This is a genomic window from Rhodobacter capsulatus (assembly GCF_005144475.1).
In the GTDB taxonomy this organism is placed as follows: Bacteria; Pseudomonadota; Alphaproteobacteria; order Rhodobacterales; family Rhodobacteraceae; genus Rhodobacter; species Rhodobacter capsulatus_C.
Genome location: NZ_SWJZ01000032.1, coordinates 14,229 through 27,457, shown reverse-complemented (window position 1 = coordinate 27,457; position 13,229 = coordinate 14,229). Strand labels below are relative to the sequence as shown.

The 13,229-nt window shown below is 66.7% G+C and carries 15 protein-coding genes; 1 reads left to right on the top strand and 14 read right to left on the bottom strand.

The window, feature by feature from the left end:
• From moaA to FBT96_RS09510, 9 genes are all read right to left on the bottom strand, one after another.
• Window positions 1–824, bottom strand: an 824-nt coding sequence (gene moaA / locus FBT96_RS09550) for a GTP 3',8-cyclase MoaA (RefSeq protein WP_136906069.1), incomplete at its 3' end; no start/stop codon positions are given.
• Window positions 802–1,332 (bottom strand): DUF2478 domain-containing protein, encoded by a 531-nt coding sequence (locus tag FBT96_RS09545; RefSeq protein WP_136906068.1) that lies wholly within the window; start codon window positions 1,330–1,332, stop codon window positions 802–804. The genes moaA and FBT96_RS09545, both read right to left, overlap by 23 nt.
• A 9-nt stretch (window positions 1,333–1,341) precedes the next feature.
• A complete protein-coding gene (locus FBT96_RS09540) occupies window positions 1,342–2,070 on the bottom strand; it encodes a NapC/NirT family cytochrome c (RefSeq protein WP_136906067.1) in 729 nt (242 codons plus the stop codon).
• Window positions 2,071–2,090: 20 nt separating this feature from the next.
• Window positions 2,091–2,537 carry a nitrate reductase cytochrome c-type subunit gene (locus tag FBT96_RS09535; RefSeq protein ID WP_136906066.1) on the bottom strand — a complete coding sequence of 149 codons (447 nt, stop codon included), beginning with the start codon at window positions 2,535–2,537 and terminating at the stop codon, window positions 2,091–2,093.
• Window positions 2,534–3,388: a quinol dehydrogenase ferredoxin subunit NapH gene (gene napH / locus FBT96_RS09530; protein ID WP_136906065.1), complete on the bottom strand. Its 855-nt coding sequence runs from the start codon at window positions 3,386–3,388 to the stop codon at window positions 2,534–2,536. Before napH ends, FBT96_RS09535 begins: the two co-directional genes overlap by 4 nt.
• Complete coding sequence (gene napG, locus FBT96_RS09525) at window positions 3,385–4,200, bottom strand: ferredoxin-type protein NapG (RefSeq protein WP_136906064.1); 816 nt, start codon at window positions 4,198–4,200, stop codon at window positions 3,385–3,387. Before napG ends, napH begins: the two co-directional genes overlap by 4 nt.
• A gap of 28 nt (window positions 4,201–4,228) precedes the next feature.
• Entirely contained in the window at window positions 4,229–6,712 is a 2,484-nt protein-coding gene (napA, locus tag FBT96_RS09520) for a nitrate reductase catalytic subunit NapA (RefSeq protein WP_136906063.1), read from the bottom strand.
• A gap of 15 nt (window positions 6,713–6,727) precedes the next feature.
• Window positions 6,728–6,991, bottom strand: a complete 264-nt coding sequence (locus FBT96_RS09515; protein WP_136906062.1) for a chaperone NapD — start codon at window positions 6,989–6,991, stop codon at window positions 6,728–6,730.
• Window positions 6,967–7,512, bottom strand: a complete 546-nt coding sequence (locus FBT96_RS09510; protein ID WP_136906061.1) for a ferredoxin-type protein NapF — start codon at window positions 7,510–7,512, stop codon at window positions 6,967–6,969. The genes FBT96_RS09515 and FBT96_RS09510 overlap by 25 nt, the downstream gene beginning before the upstream one ends.
• 143 nt (window positions 7,513–7,655) lie before the next feature.
• On the opposite strand from FBT96_RS09510, the gene FBT96_RS09505 reads away from it, so the two are divergent.
• Window positions 7,656–8,354, top strand: coding sequence for a Crp/Fnr family transcriptional regulator (locus tag FBT96_RS09505; RefSeq protein WP_136906060.1), 699 nt, complete (start codon window positions 7,656–7,658; stop codon window positions 8,352–8,354).
• On the opposite strand, the gene FBT96_RS09500 is transcribed toward FBT96_RS09505, so the two are convergent.
• From FBT96_RS09500 to FBT96_RS09480, 5 genes are read right to left on the bottom strand one after another with little or no spacing between them, the layout of a single operon-like run.
• Entirely contained in the window at window positions 8,351–8,596 is a 246-nt protein-coding gene (locus tag FBT96_RS09500) for a nitric oxide reductase F protein (protein ID WP_136906059.1), read from the bottom strand. The two genes, FBT96_RS09505 and FBT96_RS09500, sit on opposite strands and share 4 nt — an antisense overlap.
• Window positions 8,593–9,138, bottom strand: coding sequence for a cytochrome c oxidase subunit 3 (locus tag FBT96_RS09495; RefSeq protein ID WP_136906058.1), 546 nt, complete (start codon window positions 9,136–9,138; stop codon window positions 8,593–8,595). Before FBT96_RS09495 ends, FBT96_RS09500 begins: the two co-directional genes overlap by 4 nt.
• Window positions 9,135–11,051, bottom strand: coding sequence for a VWA domain-containing protein (locus tag FBT96_RS09490; RefSeq protein ID WP_136906057.1), 1,917 nt, complete (start codon window positions 11,049–11,051; stop codon window positions 9,135–9,137). Before FBT96_RS09490 ends, FBT96_RS09495 begins: the two co-directional genes overlap by 4 nt.
• A 4-nt stretch (window positions 11,052–11,055) precedes the next feature.
• Window positions 11,056–11,865, bottom strand: a complete 810-nt coding sequence (locus FBT96_RS09485) for a CbbQ/NirQ/NorQ/GpvN family protein (RefSeq protein WP_136906056.1) — start codon at window positions 11,863–11,865, stop codon at window positions 11,056–11,058.
• Window positions 11,862–13,223 (bottom strand): cbb3-type cytochrome c oxidase subunit I, encoded by a 1,362-nt coding sequence (locus FBT96_RS09480; protein WP_136906055.1) that lies wholly within the window; start codon window positions 13,221–13,223, stop codon window positions 11,862–11,864. The genes FBT96_RS09485 and FBT96_RS09480 overlap by 4 nt, the downstream gene beginning before the upstream one ends.
• Window positions 13,224–13,229 lie beyond the last annotated feature (6 nt).

Sequence of the window (13,229 nt, the reverse complement as noted above, 5' to 3'; positions counted from 1 at the left end):
GTGTAAAGCTCGCCCTTGCAGGTCAGCCGCACCCGGTTGCAACTGGTGCAGAAATTGTGGCTGAGCGGCGAGATGAAGCCGATCCGCTGCCCGGTCTCCGCCACCGTCACATAGCGCGCCGGGCCGCCGGTGCTCAGCCCGGTGTCGGTCAGCCGGAACCGGGTCTCCAGATGCGCCCGCACGTCATCGAGCGGCCAGAACTGGTCAAGCCGCGTGCCCGCCGGAATGTCGCCCATCGGCATCAGCTCGATGAAGGTCAGATCGCAGCGATGCGCCGCCGCCCAGTCGGTCAGGGCAAAAATTTCGTCGTCGTTCACGCCCTTCAGCGCCATCGCATTGAGCTTCATCCGCAGCCCCGCCGCCTGCGCGGCGGCGATGCCCGCAAAGACCGTCTCGATCCGGCCGAACCGGGTCAGGCGGGTGTATTTCTCGGCCGAGAGCGTATCGAGCGAGACATTCACCCGTTTCACCCCGCAATCGGCCAGGGCCTGCGCATGGGCGGCCAGCTGCGTGCCGTTCGTGGTCAGCGTTAGTTCATCGAGCCGCCCGGCGCGCAGATGCGCCCCCATCGCGGCAAAGAACGTCATGATGCCGCGGCGCACCAGCGGCTCCCCCCCGGTGATGCGCAGCTTGCGCACGCCAAGACCGACAAAGGCCGAGCAGAGCCGGTCGAGTTCCTCAAGGCTCAGCACCTGATTGCGCGGTAGGAAGGTCACGTCCTCCTTCATGCAGTAGGAACAGCGCAGGTCGCAGCGGTCGGTGACCGAGACCCGCAGATACCGCACGTCGCGGCCGAAGCCGTCACAAAGGGGCCTGCCCATCATCCTTGCCTTCCTCAAGCCAGCTCAGCAGCGCCTCGGGCGACGCATCGAGCCGCTGCGCCAGCCCGGCCCCGAACGCCGCGAAAGCGGCCGCGTTCAACCCGTTCAGCCCGACCACGACGGGCACACCCTCGGCCAGGGCCGCCCCGATCAGCGCGCGAAAGCCGCGCCCCTCGGCCTCGTGCTTGCCGAACTTGTTCACGATCATCAGATCGGCGCCCGCCGCCAGCGCGGCCTCGGTCCGGGCCACGGCCTCTTCCAGCGCGGCGGGATCCAGACGGCAGCCCCGCGACCCGGGGCCCAGATCCTGCGAGATCCGCAGCACCGGACCCGAGGGCAGCACCGTCACATCCATGTCGCACCGCCCCTCACCCGGCCCCCCACCCGGCCTGTCGGTGTTCACCTGCACCGTGCCGATCACCCGCAGGCCACGCGCCCTTGCCGTCTCGGCGAAGTCCGCCAGCAGCCGGTTCGTCGCGCCGCCCTCGGCCTGCAGATATGCCAGTCGCATCTTGCCCCCTCAGTGCGTCGTCTTCAGATAGCCGTCGATCGCCGCCGTGTCGGGCCTCGCCGCCGGGATCGCCCCTTCGGACTGCAGCCGGTCCACCACCTCGCGGTAGGCGGTCAGGTAGTCGTCGGGCAGATCATGCGCGATCCCCTGATGACAGTCGATGCAGGTCATGCCCTGATCCAGCGCCTTCTGGTGGTTCTCGGCGGCGCGGTTTTCCTGCAGGGTGAAGTCCATGTAGACAAGGCTGTGGCAGTTCCGGCAGGCTTGGCTGTCATTGCGTTTCATTCGCTCCCATTCGTGTTTCGCCAGCTCGATGCGGCGGTCGACGAACTTGTCGCGGGTCCAGATCGAGCCGGTGACGAAATGCCCCCACAGCTCCTTCGAGGCCTGCACCTTGCGGATCATCTTCGGCCCCCATTCCTTCGGCACGTGGCAGTCGGGGCAGGTCGCCCGCACGCCCGAGGCGTTGTTCTGGTGCACAGAGCCCTGATATTCCGCGTAAACATTCTCGCGCATTTCGTGGCAAGAGGTGCAGAAGGTCTCGGTGTTGGTCATTTCAAGCGCGGCATGAAAGCCGCCCCAGAACAGGATCCCGGTGGCAAAGCCCGCGATCAGCAGAACGCCCAGCGAGATCGCGGCCGGGGGGCTCCAGAGCAGGCGCCAGAAGCGACGGATCAGGCCGGGTTTTGCAGGTTCGGGGTTTGCAGGATCGGGGCGGGGGGCGTTGGTGTCGGACATGATGTGCTTCCTTGCGCCGGTTACTCTTCCGAGCCCCGAAAGAGGTTGTCGACCAGCGCGGGCGCATCGACCTGCGGCACGTGGCACTGATTGCAGAACCAGCGCCGCGGCGCGATCGCGTCGGTCTGCACGCCATCGCGCGAGGTGTAATGCGTCATCGACAGCGTCGGCGCGCGGCGTTCGGCGGCGTTCTTCCAGTCGTGACAGGCCAGGCATTCATTCGCATGCAGGTCGATCTGATATTTCTCGATCGTGTGCGGAATGATCGGCGGCTGGGCGCGGTAGTTGCGATTTTGCCGGCCTTCCTGCTGGTGATAGACCGGGTTCACCGTCACATCCGCATCGGGATCGGCGCCGCGCAGGGAATTGACGGTTGCAGGGACGGGGGTCGATTGCGCGACGGCAAGGTCCGCCGCAAGGACGGTCGAGGCCGCAAGGAGGGCGCTGATCAGAAGGGCTTTTTTCATGGCTGGGTCTCCGTGAGGCGTGATTTCGGGGCGCCGCGACCCGGGGCGGGGGCAGCGTCGAAGCGATGGGTGAAGCGGAAGACGTCAAGGTCGCAGACGTCGATGCAGCGGCCGCAAGTGCTGCAGTCGGGCGCAAGGATCAGCGGCGTCTGTCCGGTGGCGCCGCGCAGCGCGGGGGTCAGCACCTGCGGCTCGGGGCAGACGGCGAAACAATCCATGCAATCGTCGCAGGCGGCGCGGCCGCGGGCGGAAACGCGCAGCAGCGCCTTGCGGCCCAGCTGGCCGTAAAAGGCGCCGACCGGGCACAGATGGCCGCACCAGCCCTGCCGCGAGACGACCAGATCGAACAGGAAGACGGCAAGGACAAAAGTCCAGCCAAAGCCGATCCCGAACAGAAGGCCGCGGTGCAACAGGCTGACCGGGTTGACGAATTCCCAGGCGACGGTACCGGTTGCGGCCGAAACGGCCAGCACCGTGGCCAAAAGCCAGAGCCGCGTCGATCGCGCAGGCTGCCAGCCCTTCGGCAGGTTCAGCCGCCGGTGCGCCCAATGCGCGGCATCGGTCACCGGGTTGATCGGGCAGACCCAGGAACAATAGACCCGCCCGCCGATCAGCGCATAGGTGACGGCCACGATCGCCGCGCCGATCAGCGCGGTCATGGCCGGAACATGCCCCGCGACCAGCGATTGCAGGATCACGAAAGGGTCGGAGAGCGGCAGCACATCGAGCGTCAGCGACCCGGCCAGATTGCCCTTGGCGATCCAGAGGCCGAGCCATGGCCCGGACAGGAAGACCAGCAGAAATCCCAGTTGCGACAGCCGCCGCAGGATCAGCCATTTCCCGGCTTTCATGGCGTGCCCCCCGGAAGTTTGAAGGCGGGGGCAAAGCCGCCCGGCGTGGCCAGGTTGTCGGTGCCGGGGCCGGGCAGGCGGTCGGGCAGATCGACGATGCCGTCGACGACCGGGGCGCCCTTTTGCTCCATTTCCTCCCAGCCCAGACGGTAGTGGTCAGACGCCACCCCGCGGGCCAGATCCAGCGGCAGGACCTTGATCGTCGCCTCGGGCAGGACGCAGCTTTTCTCGCATTTGCCGCAGCCGGTGCAGAACTCGGCATGCACCACGGGCAGAAAGATCGCATGATGGCCGGACCGCGGATTGTGCCGCATTTCCAGGGTGATCGCCTGATCGATCACGGGGCAGACGCGGTAGCAGACGTCGCAGCGCAGCCCCAGCGCATTCAGGCAATGTTCCTCGTCGACCAGCACGGCCACGCCCATCTTCGCGTCGCCGATGTCGGACAGCCCCGGGTCCAGCGCGCCGGTGGGGCAGGCGGCAACACAGGGGATGTCCTCGCACATCTCGCAGGGCACGTCGCGGGCGGTAAAGAACGGCGTGCCGGTCGCCACATCCTCGCCCGGGACCGCAAGTTTCAGCGTGTCATAGGGGCAGCCGCGCACGCACAGCCCGCAGCGCGAGCAGGCGGCCAGAAAATCGGCCTCACTCAGCGCCCCCGGCGGGCGCAGGGCGGTTGCGGGCAGCGCCCCCGCGCGGGTGACGAAACTGCCCAGAAGCGTTCCCGCCACCGCGCAGCCCGCCGCCATCCGGGCCGTTTCCGTCAGGAAACGGCGCCGGTCAAGCGCTTTGGCAGTGCCGGGGGCGGGCATGGTTTGTCCTGTCTTGCAAGGGGTTGGATCAGACGCGCTCGACCTTGACGGCGCATTTCTTGTAATCGGTCTCCTTCGAGATCGGGCAGGTCGCATCCAGCGTCAGCTGGTTGATCAGCTGCCCCTCGTCGAACCAGGGCACGAAGACGAGCCCCCGCGGCGGCTTGTTGCGGCCGCGCGTCTCGATCCGGCTGAGCATCGATCCGCGGCGCGAAGAGATCTTCACCTCCTGTCCGCGTTTCAGCCCGCGGGCCGCCGCATCTTCGGGGTGCATGAACACCACCGCCGCCGGGAAGGCCTTGTGCAGTTCCGGCACGCGCCGCGTCATCGAGCCCGAATGCCAGTGTTCCAGCACCCGCCCGGTGGAGAGCCACAGATCGAACTCGGCATCCGGGCTTTCGGGCGGCGCTTCATAGGGGGCGAAGATGATCTTCGCCTTGCCGTCCTTGTTGCCGTAGAACTTCACCCCCTCGCCGGGTTTCACATAGGGGTCGTAGCCCTCGCGGAAGCGGTAAAGCGTTTCCTTGCCGTCAACCACCGGCCAGCGCAGGCCGCGCGCCTGATGATAGCTGTCAAAGGGTGCAAGGTCGTGGCCGTGGCCGCGCCCGAAGCTGGCGTATTCCTCGAACAGGCCCTTTTGCAGGTAAAAGCCGAAGTGGTTCGACTCGACGTTCTCGAAGCCCTTGTAGGTCTCGGACAGCGGGAACTTGTTCACCACGCCATTGGCAAACAGCACGTCATAAAGCGTCTTGCCGCGCAGCTCCGGTTTCTGCGCGATCAGCTCCTCGGGCCAGACCTCCTCGACGGTGAAGCGCTTGGAAAATTCGACCAGCTGCCACAGATCCGACTTCGCCTCGCCCGGGGCCACCACCTGCTGGCGCCAGAATTGCGTCCGCCGTTCGGCATTGCCGTAAGCGCCCTCTTTCTCCACCCACATCGCCGTGGGCAGAATGAGGTCGGCCGCCATCGCGGTGATCGTCGGATAGGGGTCGGAAACGACGATGAAATTCAACGGGTTGCGATAGCCGGGCCAGGTCTCCTCGTTCATGTTGGCGGCGGCCTGCATGTTGTTGGTGCATTGCACCCAATAGGCGTTGATCTTGCCGTCCTTCAAAAGCCGGTTCTGCAAGACCGCATGGGCGCCGACCTTTTCATTGATCGTGCCGGCGGGCAGGCCCCACAATTCCTCGGAATGCTTGCGGTGGTCCTCGTTCGTCACCACCATGTCGGCGGGCAGCCGATGCGAGAAGGTGCCGACCTCGCGCGCGGTGCCGCAGGCCGAGGGCTGACCGGTCAGCGAGAAGGGCGAGTTGCCGGGTTCCGAGATTTTGCCGACCAGCAGATGGATGTTGTAGCACAAAGAATTCGCCCAGCTGCCCCGCGTGTGCTGGTTGAAGCCCATCGTCCACAGGCTCATCACCTTGCGGGTCGGATCGGCATATTGTTCGGCCAGCTTCAGCAGGCTTTCGGCAGGCACACCGGAAAGTTCCGAGACATAGTCCACCGTATAGGGCGCAACCGAGGCCTTGAAGGTCTCGAAATCGATCGGGTCCATCTTGCCCGTCGTCTTCTGATCGACGCCTTCTTCCAGCGCATGGGTCGGGCGCAGGCCGTAGCCGATGTCGGTCTGGGTCTTCGAAAACACCGTATGCGCGTTGACGAAATCCCAGTTCACCCGGTTCGTCTGGATGATGTGGTTCGCGATGAAATTGAGGATCGCAAGGTCGGTCTGCGGCTTGAACACCATCCCGTTGTCGGCGAGTTCAAAGCTGCGATGCTCATAGGTCGAGAGCACATGCACCTGCGCATCGGGCTTCGTCAGCCTTGTGTCGGTCAGCCGCGACCACAGGATCGGGTGCATCTCGGCCATGTTCGAGCCCCAAAGCACGAAGGTATCGGCCTGTTCGAAATCGTCATAGCAGCCCATCGGCTCGTCGATCCCGAAGGTGCGCATGAAGCCCGCCACCGCCGAGGCCATGCAATGGCGCGCATTCGGGTCAAGGTTGTTCGAACGGAACCCGGCCTTCATCAGCTTGACCGCCGCGTAGCCCTCCCAGACCGTCCACTGGCCAGAGCCGAACATGCCGATGCCGTCCGGGCCCTTCTCCTTCAGCGTGGCCTTCCATTTCTCGGCCATGATGTCGAAGGCCTCGTCCCAGCTGACGGGGGTGAATTCGCCTTCCTTGTCATAGACGCCATTCGTCTTGCGCAGCATCGGTTGCGTCAGGCGGTCCTTGCCATACATGATCTTGGACAGGAAATAGCCCTTGATGCAGTTCAGCCCCCGGTTCACCGCGGCTTCCGGGTCGCCCTGCGTGGCGACGACGCGGCCGTCTTTCGTGCCCACCAGCACCGAACAGCCGGTGCCGCAGAACCGGCAGGCGGCCTTGTCCCAGCGGATGTCGGCATCGACGATTTGCGCGGGCGCGGCCAGCGGGATGCCCGCGGCGGCGGCGGTCGCGGCGGCGGCACCGGCCTTGAGCAGGCTGCGGCGAGAGGGGGTCAGCGTCATGGCGGGTCTCCGAAATCAGGCGGCGGTTGCGCGCGGCGCGTCGGTCTCGAGCGCCTCGAAATGGTGGTAGGTCAGGGTCACGCCCAGCACGCCCTTGATCTGGTGCAGGTCCATGATGATGTCGGCGGCGCGGCGGTCCGGCGTATCCTCGACGGTGATGACAAGGCGGCCGCGGTCTTCGGCATGGATCTCGCAGCCCGGGGTGGCGGCGATGCCCGCGCGGGCGGCGGGGCCATGGGCGGGGGCGGTCCGGATCAGACAGCCGCAGATGTTGTGCATGGGACGGGCTCCGTGGGGGTCAGGGCAAGCGCCCCTGCCGGGCAGGGGGCGATGCAGGCGCCGCAGCCGGTGCAGGCGGCGGGATCGATGGTCGGCGTGGCCCGTCCGCCCGGGGCGGGGCGGAAGCGGATCGCTCCGGTGTCGCAGCGGTCTTCGCAGATCCGGCAGCCGGTGCCGGAGGTCGAAAGGCACCCCGCGCCCACCGCGACGCGCCAGGGGAAGGGACGCTCCGGCTCAAGCGCCGCGGTGGGGCAGGAGGCCGTGCAGGCGCCGCAGAAGCTGCAGGCGCCAAGGCGCAGATCCAGCACCGGAAACCCCGCGCCATCGCGCAGGATGATCCCTTCCGGGCAGGCGCGGGCACAAGCGCCGCATTGGCTGCAATCACGGGCGAAAGCCGCCCCGGCGCCGGGCGGGCGCGGCAGGATCTCGGTGCGGACACGGCCGCGCAGCAGCGCCCGGCGGCTCAGCGCCCCGGCGCGAGGATCCTTAATGGCTGGAGAGGGGCGCAGTCCCGACGACATTTCGGCCTCGTTGCTCGTTGCGCCATCATCACGCGGCGGTGATTGGATGCCTTGACTTTGGTTAGGCCGGGCCTTTTTCGCGCACCCGCGGCTTTCGCCCGCGCCCCTGGCGTGTCATAACGCCGCCAAGGAGAGTGCCGCCGATGAAACCCGATGCCGACCGGATCGCCCGGAAATCCCTGCTTCTGGGCAATGTGCCAAGACTGGCGCAGGATCTGATCCTGACCACGGCGCGCGAGCGCAGCTTCGATCGCGGCGCGACGATCTTTTTGCAGGGCGAACCGGCCAGCGCCGTCTATGTGGTGATCGAGGGTTGGGTGAAGCTGTATCGCGTTGCGCCGAACGGCTCGGAGGCGGTGGTGGGCGTCTTCACCCGTGGCGACAGTTTCGGCGAGGCGGTGGCCTTCACCGGCGACGCCTATCCGGTCTCGGCCGAGGCGGCGACCGATGTCGTGCTGGTGCGGATCGAGACGGCGGAAATCCTGCGGCTGATCGAACGGCAGCCCGGGCTGGCGGTGTCGCTGCTGGCGGCGACCTTCGCGCATCTGCATCGGCTGGTCGGGCAGATCGAGCAGCTGAAGGCGCGGTCGGGGGCGCAGCGCGTGGCGGAATTCCTGCTGGAACATGTGAGCGAGGACCGCGGCCCCTGTGCGGTCGTGCTGCCCTATGACAAGGTGCTGATCGCCGGGCGTCTGGGGATGAAGCCCGAAAGCCTGAGCCGCGCCTTTGCCCGGCTGCGCGAAAAGGGCGTGCAGGTGCGCCAGTCGGTGGCGGAAATCGAGGATGTGGCGGTGCTTCGCGACTATGTCGAGGAAGATCCGGGCCAGTCCTGGGCGCGCTAGGCCGCGATCAGCGCCAGGATAGCCGCCAGAGCCAGGAAGACCGTCAGGCCAAGGCTGAAACCGCGCGCGATCGCGGGCACGCGGGCAAGTTGCAAGTAGCGGCGCAAGATCAGCTCGGCCTTGGTCCAGGCCAGCGCCAGCACGGCCAGCGCAAAGGTCCGGCCGGTCAGGCCCGAGGCGGCCAGCGCGGTGGAGGCGAGCGACGCCGCGATCAGCGCGGCCCAGGTGCGGGTCGGGCTCATAGCAGATAGATCACCGGGAAAAGCAGCACCCAGACCAGATCGACCATGTGCCAGAAGGCGACCCCGGTTTCGACCGCGCGGGGGCGGGCGAGGCTGGCCACCAGCGCCAGCACCAGGATGCCCGCCATGACATGGGCGGCGTGAAAGCCCGTGAGCAGCAGATGGAAGGTGAAGAAGGGATGCGTCTGGGTGCCGATGCCCCGGGCGAAAAGATCCCTGTATTCCGAGGCCTTGAGGATCAGGAAAACGACGCCCAGGGCCGAGGCCGCAGCAAGGCAGAGCCGCAACCGCAGGACCCGCCCGGCCTCGGCCGCCTGCACCCCAAGCGCCGCCAGCCAGCCCGAGGTGACAAGAACGATCGTGTTCACCCCCGCCCCGGTGCGGTGCAGCTGGCCTTGCGCCAGGCCAAAGCCCGCGGGGTCGGTCAGCCGGACCGCCAGAAAGGCCAGCAACCCGGCGCCGAAAACCAGCAGTTCCGAGACGATCAGAACCCAGATCATCAGATCGCCCGGAAGATCGTCGAAAGCGTCGGTATCGCTCATGCGCCCACCAGATGGCGCCAGATCTCGGGCAGGGCGGCGGTCAGATGGTCGGCATGGGGGATCACCGCGAAACCGCCCTGACCGAAGATGCGGGCAAAGGAGGCTTTCGCCTCGCGCTCGACGGTGATGCCGAAGACCGATTGACCGCTCCGTCGCGCCTCTCGCACGGCCATGCGGCTGTCTTCCAGCCCGTGGCGGCCCTCGTAATGATCAAGGTCGTTCGGTTTGCCGTCGGTGATCACCAGCAAAAGCCGCCGCTTGCGGCCCTGCGCGGCAAGGCCCGCCGAAGCATGGCGGAGGGCGGCGCCCAGACGGGTGTAGAAACCGGGGCGAAGACCGGCGATCCGGGCCTCGACCGCGGGCCCCATCTTTTCGCCGAAGCCCTTGCAGGACAGCAGAAAAACCCGATCGCGCCTAAGCGAGGAAAAGGCCTGGATCGCAACATCGTCGCCCGTCGCGTCCAGCCCCCAGGCCAGCGCCGCCAGCGCCTCGCGTTCGATGTCGATCACCGCCCGGCCCGAGACCGCGCTTTCGGTCGAGCGCGAAACATCGAGCAGGATCGACACCGCCAGATCGCGGCGCTCTGGCCGCGATTGCTTCCACAGCCGTGCGCTGGCCGTGCCGGTGGCACGCAGGTCGGTCGCGGCGCGGACGGTGGCTTCAAGATCGATCTCCTCGCCGTCGAGATGCCCGGCGGTGAAGATCCGCCCGGGCCGCAGCGCCTCGAATTGCGCGCGCACGGCGCGGATGCGGCGGGCGCTGGCGGGATCGGTGCGGAAGGCGGGCAGATCGGGGCTGGGCGCAGCCTCACTGGCCAGCACGACGCAATGCGCGGGCAGATAACGGCCGGACCGCGCCTCCCATTCCGGGTAAAGATGGCGGCCCGACAGCCGTTCCCGGGCGGCATCTTCGGGGGCCAGATCCAGATGCAGCTTCAGCCGGGTGGCGGGGGCCTTCGAGATCTGCCCAAGCCCCAGTTCCTCCTGATCCTCGGCGGCCTTTTTCGCATCGTCATTCTCGTCATCCTCGACCCGGCGGTTGAGGTTGAGAAATTCCGCCCAGGACAGGATCGCTTCGAACTTGTGCAGGATGAAACTGTCGTTCCGTTCCGCCTGATCGGATTTGTGGCGCCGGGCGCGGTGGGTTTTTTCCTCGCCGCTTGTCGTCTCCTCGGCGGGCGCCGCATCGCGGGTTTCGACGCCTGCGCCCTCGGACAGGGTCAGCGGCCGCAGATCGGGCCAAAGCACGACCGGCCGGGCCGGGCGATAGCCGCGCGGGGCCTTGGCGGGCAGATCATGGGCCAAAGCGGGCAGGGGGGCGGGATCGCCAAGCTCGGCGCGGATCAGCGCCTCGAGCGCGGCTTCGACCGGCGGCAGGGCGGGGCGGGGACGGGCGGCCAAGGTCGCCGCGCAGAGATCGGCATAAAGCGGCGCAAGGCCCGGGGCTTCGGAAAGCGTCGCCGCCACCATCGCCCGGGCGGTCGCAAGCCGCGCCAGATCGGCGGCGAGAGGGTCTTCGGGCAGCGCCTGCGGTTCGGGGGCAAGGGCCGCGCAGGCGGCAAGCCAAAGGTAAGTGGCGGCGTTCGCCTCCCGCGCCGGAAAGAGGGCAAGCGTTGCAGGCAGGCGCAGCGCCTCGCCATCGAAGGAAGCGCGGGGGGTGGTCTCGGCCTCGGTCCCCAGACGGCGGCGGAACGAAAGCCGGTGGCGGCTGGTTTCCTCGGCCACCGGCTTGATCTCGGTCGCGGAGGGCCCGCCCAGGCCGCGATAGAGGACAGCCAGCCGCCCGGAAGTCTCGGCCAGATCGACCCGGGCCGCGTCATGCGTCACCGGCGCATCCAGCCGCGCGGCGAAGCGGTGCCAGAGCTTGCCGACGCTTTCCTCGGGTTCCCAGGGTTCGAACTCGATCTGGCCCATGACTTTACCCGAAGACCGCGGCAACAAGATCGCGCAAGCCGCGTTTCACATCCGCATCATCCGAGAGCGGTTCGATCATCGCCGCCTCGATCGCGCGCACGACCCCCATGCCCTGCGCGATCAGCGTCGCGGCATAGACGACAAGCCGGGTCGAGACGCCCTCTTCCAGATCCTGCCCCTTCAGGCCGCGCAGCTTGCCCGCAAGCCGCACCAGACCTGCGCAGCGATCCTCGGACAGACCGGATTCCCGGGCGACGATCCGGGTTTCCAGCGCGGGCGCGGGAAAGTCGAAATCCAGCGCCACGAACCGCTGCCGGGTCGAGGGCTTCAGCGTTTTCAGCACGTTCTGATAGCCGGGGTTGTAAGACGCCACCAGCATGAAGCCCGGGGCGGCGGCCAGTTCCTCGCCGGTGCGGTCGATCGGCAGGATGCGGCGGTCGTCGGTCAGCGGATGCAGGACCACGGTCACATCCTTGCGGGCCTCGACCACCTCATCCAGATAGCAGATCGCCCCTTCGCGCACCGCCCGCGTCAGCGGGCCATCGACCCAGACGGTCTCGCCGCCCTTGAGCAGATAGCGCCCGATCAGATCGGCCGCCGACAGGTCATCGTGACAGGCGACAGTGTAAAGCGGACGGCCAAGCCGCGCCGCCATATGGGCGACGAAGCGGGTCTTGCCGACGCCGGTCGGGCCTTTCAAAAGCACCGGCAGATCGGCGGTCGCGGCGGCGGCGAAGATCGTGCATTCATCGCCCTGCGGCAGGTAGAAGGGGGCCGAAGCCGCCCCCTCCAGATCGGTGACGGGGGCGTTCATCTTGCCCCCTCCGCGGCGCGGGCCACGACTTCGCGGCGCGGCATCGCCAGCGCATAGATGAAGAGCCCCGCGCCCAGCACCACCGCCACGCCCGAGCCGAAGCGCATGACGTAGAACAGCCACAGCTGGTCCTGCACCTCCATGTAGCTCATGCCCATGACGCGTTGCAGATGGGTCTGCACCGTGCCCGCGAAGGTCAGCGTGAAGGTCATGAACACCATGCCGCCCGACATCAGCCAGAACGAGGCCATGTTGAGCACCTGGTTATAGGGATCCCGCCCGCGCAGCATCGGGAAGGCATAGGACATGATGGCAAGGTTCAGCGAGACATAGGCGCCGAAGAAGGCAAGGTGGCCATGGGCGGCGGTGATCTGCGTGCCGTGGGTGTAGTAGTTCACCCCGTGGAGCGTGTGCAGGAAGCCCCAGACACCCGCGCCGAAAAAGGCCAGCGTGGCGCAGCCAAGCGACCACAGGAGCGCCGCCTTGTTCGGGTGATCGCGGCGGCCCTTCCAGACCATGACGAAGGCGAAAGCCATCATCGCGAAGAACGGGCCGACTTCCAGCGAGGAGAAGATCGAGCCGATCCACTGCCAATAGCCCGGCGTGCCGATCCAGTAGTAATGGTGCCCGGTGCCGAGGATGCCCGAAAACAGCGCAAGGGCGACGATGACATAAAGCCATTTCTCCACCACCTCGCGATCGACGCCGGTCAGTTTCAGCATCAGATAGCCCAGGATCGCGGCCATGATCAGTTCCCACACGCCCTCGACCCACAGATGGACGACATACCACCAGTATTGCTTGTCAAGGCTGAGGTTCGACGGGTTGTAAAAGGCGAACAGGAACAGCAGCGCCAGCCCCCAGAGGCCCAGAAGCAGGATATTGGTGATCGCGGTCTTGCGCCCCTTCAGAACCGTCATCGAGACGTTGAAGAGGAAGATCAGCGCCGCGACGACGATGCCGCCCTTGACCCAGAGCGGCTGTTCCAGGAACTCGCGCCCGTCCTTGCCCAGCAGGATGTTCCCTTCGAACAGGTTGAACGTGTAGGTGATCACCGCGCCCAAAGTGCCGACGACCAGGATGGCGAGCTGCAGATAGGCGAGGAAGGGGGAATGGATTTCCCGTTCCGATTCCTCGGGGATCAGGAAATAGGCGGCGCCGAAGAAGCCAAGGATCAGCCAGACGATCAGCGCATTCGTGTGCAGCATCCGGCCGATGTTGAAGGGCAGAAGTTCCGACAGGAAATTCGGCTGCACATAGATCCAGCCGATGATCAGGCCCATCAGCACCTGAATGGCGAACAGGCCAAGCGCCGTGCCCATGTAGGCAAGCGCGATCTTTTGTGTTTGATATTTCATGGTCTT

Coding starts and splice junctions, on each gene's coding strand:
- napG (WP_136906064.1), bottom strand. CDS start 4,200: ATGCCCGCCCCCGGCACTGCCAAAGCGCTTGACCGGCGCCGTTTCCTG.
- FBT96_RS09535 (WP_136906066.1), bottom strand. CDS start 2,537: ATGAAAAAAGCCCTTCTGATCAGCGCCCTCCTTGCGGCCTCGACCGTC.
- napH (WP_136906065.1), bottom strand. CDS start 3,388: ATGAAAGCCGGGAAATGGCTGATCCTGCGGCGGCTGTCGCAACTGGGA.
- FBT96_RS09505 (WP_136906060.1), top strand. CDS start 7,656: ATGAAACCCGATGCCGACCGGATCGCCCGGAAATCCCTGCTTCTGGGC.
- FBT96_RS09515 (WP_136906062.1), bottom strand. CDS start 6,991: ATGCACAACATCTGCGGCTGTCTGATCCGGACCGCCCCCGCCCATGGC.
- napA (WP_136906063.1), bottom strand. CDS start 6,712: ATGACGCTGACCCCCTCTCGCCGCAGCCTGCTCAAGGCCGGTGCCGCC.
- FBT96_RS09490 (WP_136906057.1), bottom strand. CDS start 11,051: ATGGGCCAGATCGAGTTCGAACCCTGGGAACCCGAGGAAAGCGTCGGC.
- FBT96_RS09510 (WP_136906061.1), bottom strand. CDS start 7,512: ATGTCGTCGGGACTGCGCCCCTCTCCAGCCATTAAGGATCCTCGCGCC.
- FBT96_RS09480 (WP_136906055.1), bottom strand. CDS start 13,223: ATGAAATATCAAACACAAAAGATCGCGCTTGCCTACATGGGCACGGCG.
- FBT96_RS09495 (WP_136906058.1), bottom strand. CDS start 9,138: ATGAGCGATACCGACGCTTTCGACGATCTTCCGGGCGATCTGATGATC.
- FBT96_RS09485 (WP_136906056.1), bottom strand. CDS start 11,865: ATGAACGCCCCCGTCACCGATCTGGAGGGGGCGGCTTCGGCCCCCTTC.
- FBT96_RS09545 (WP_136906068.1), bottom strand. CDS start 1,332: ATGCGACTGGCATATCTGCAGGCCGAGGGCGGCGCGACGAACCGGCTG.
- FBT96_RS09500 (WP_136906059.1), bottom strand. CDS start 8,596: ATGAGCCCGACCCGCACCTGGGCCGCGCTGATCGCGGCGTCGCTCGCC.
- FBT96_RS09540 (WP_136906067.1), bottom strand. CDS start 2,070: ATGTCCGACACCAACGCCCCCCGCCCCGATCCTGCAAACCCCGAACCT.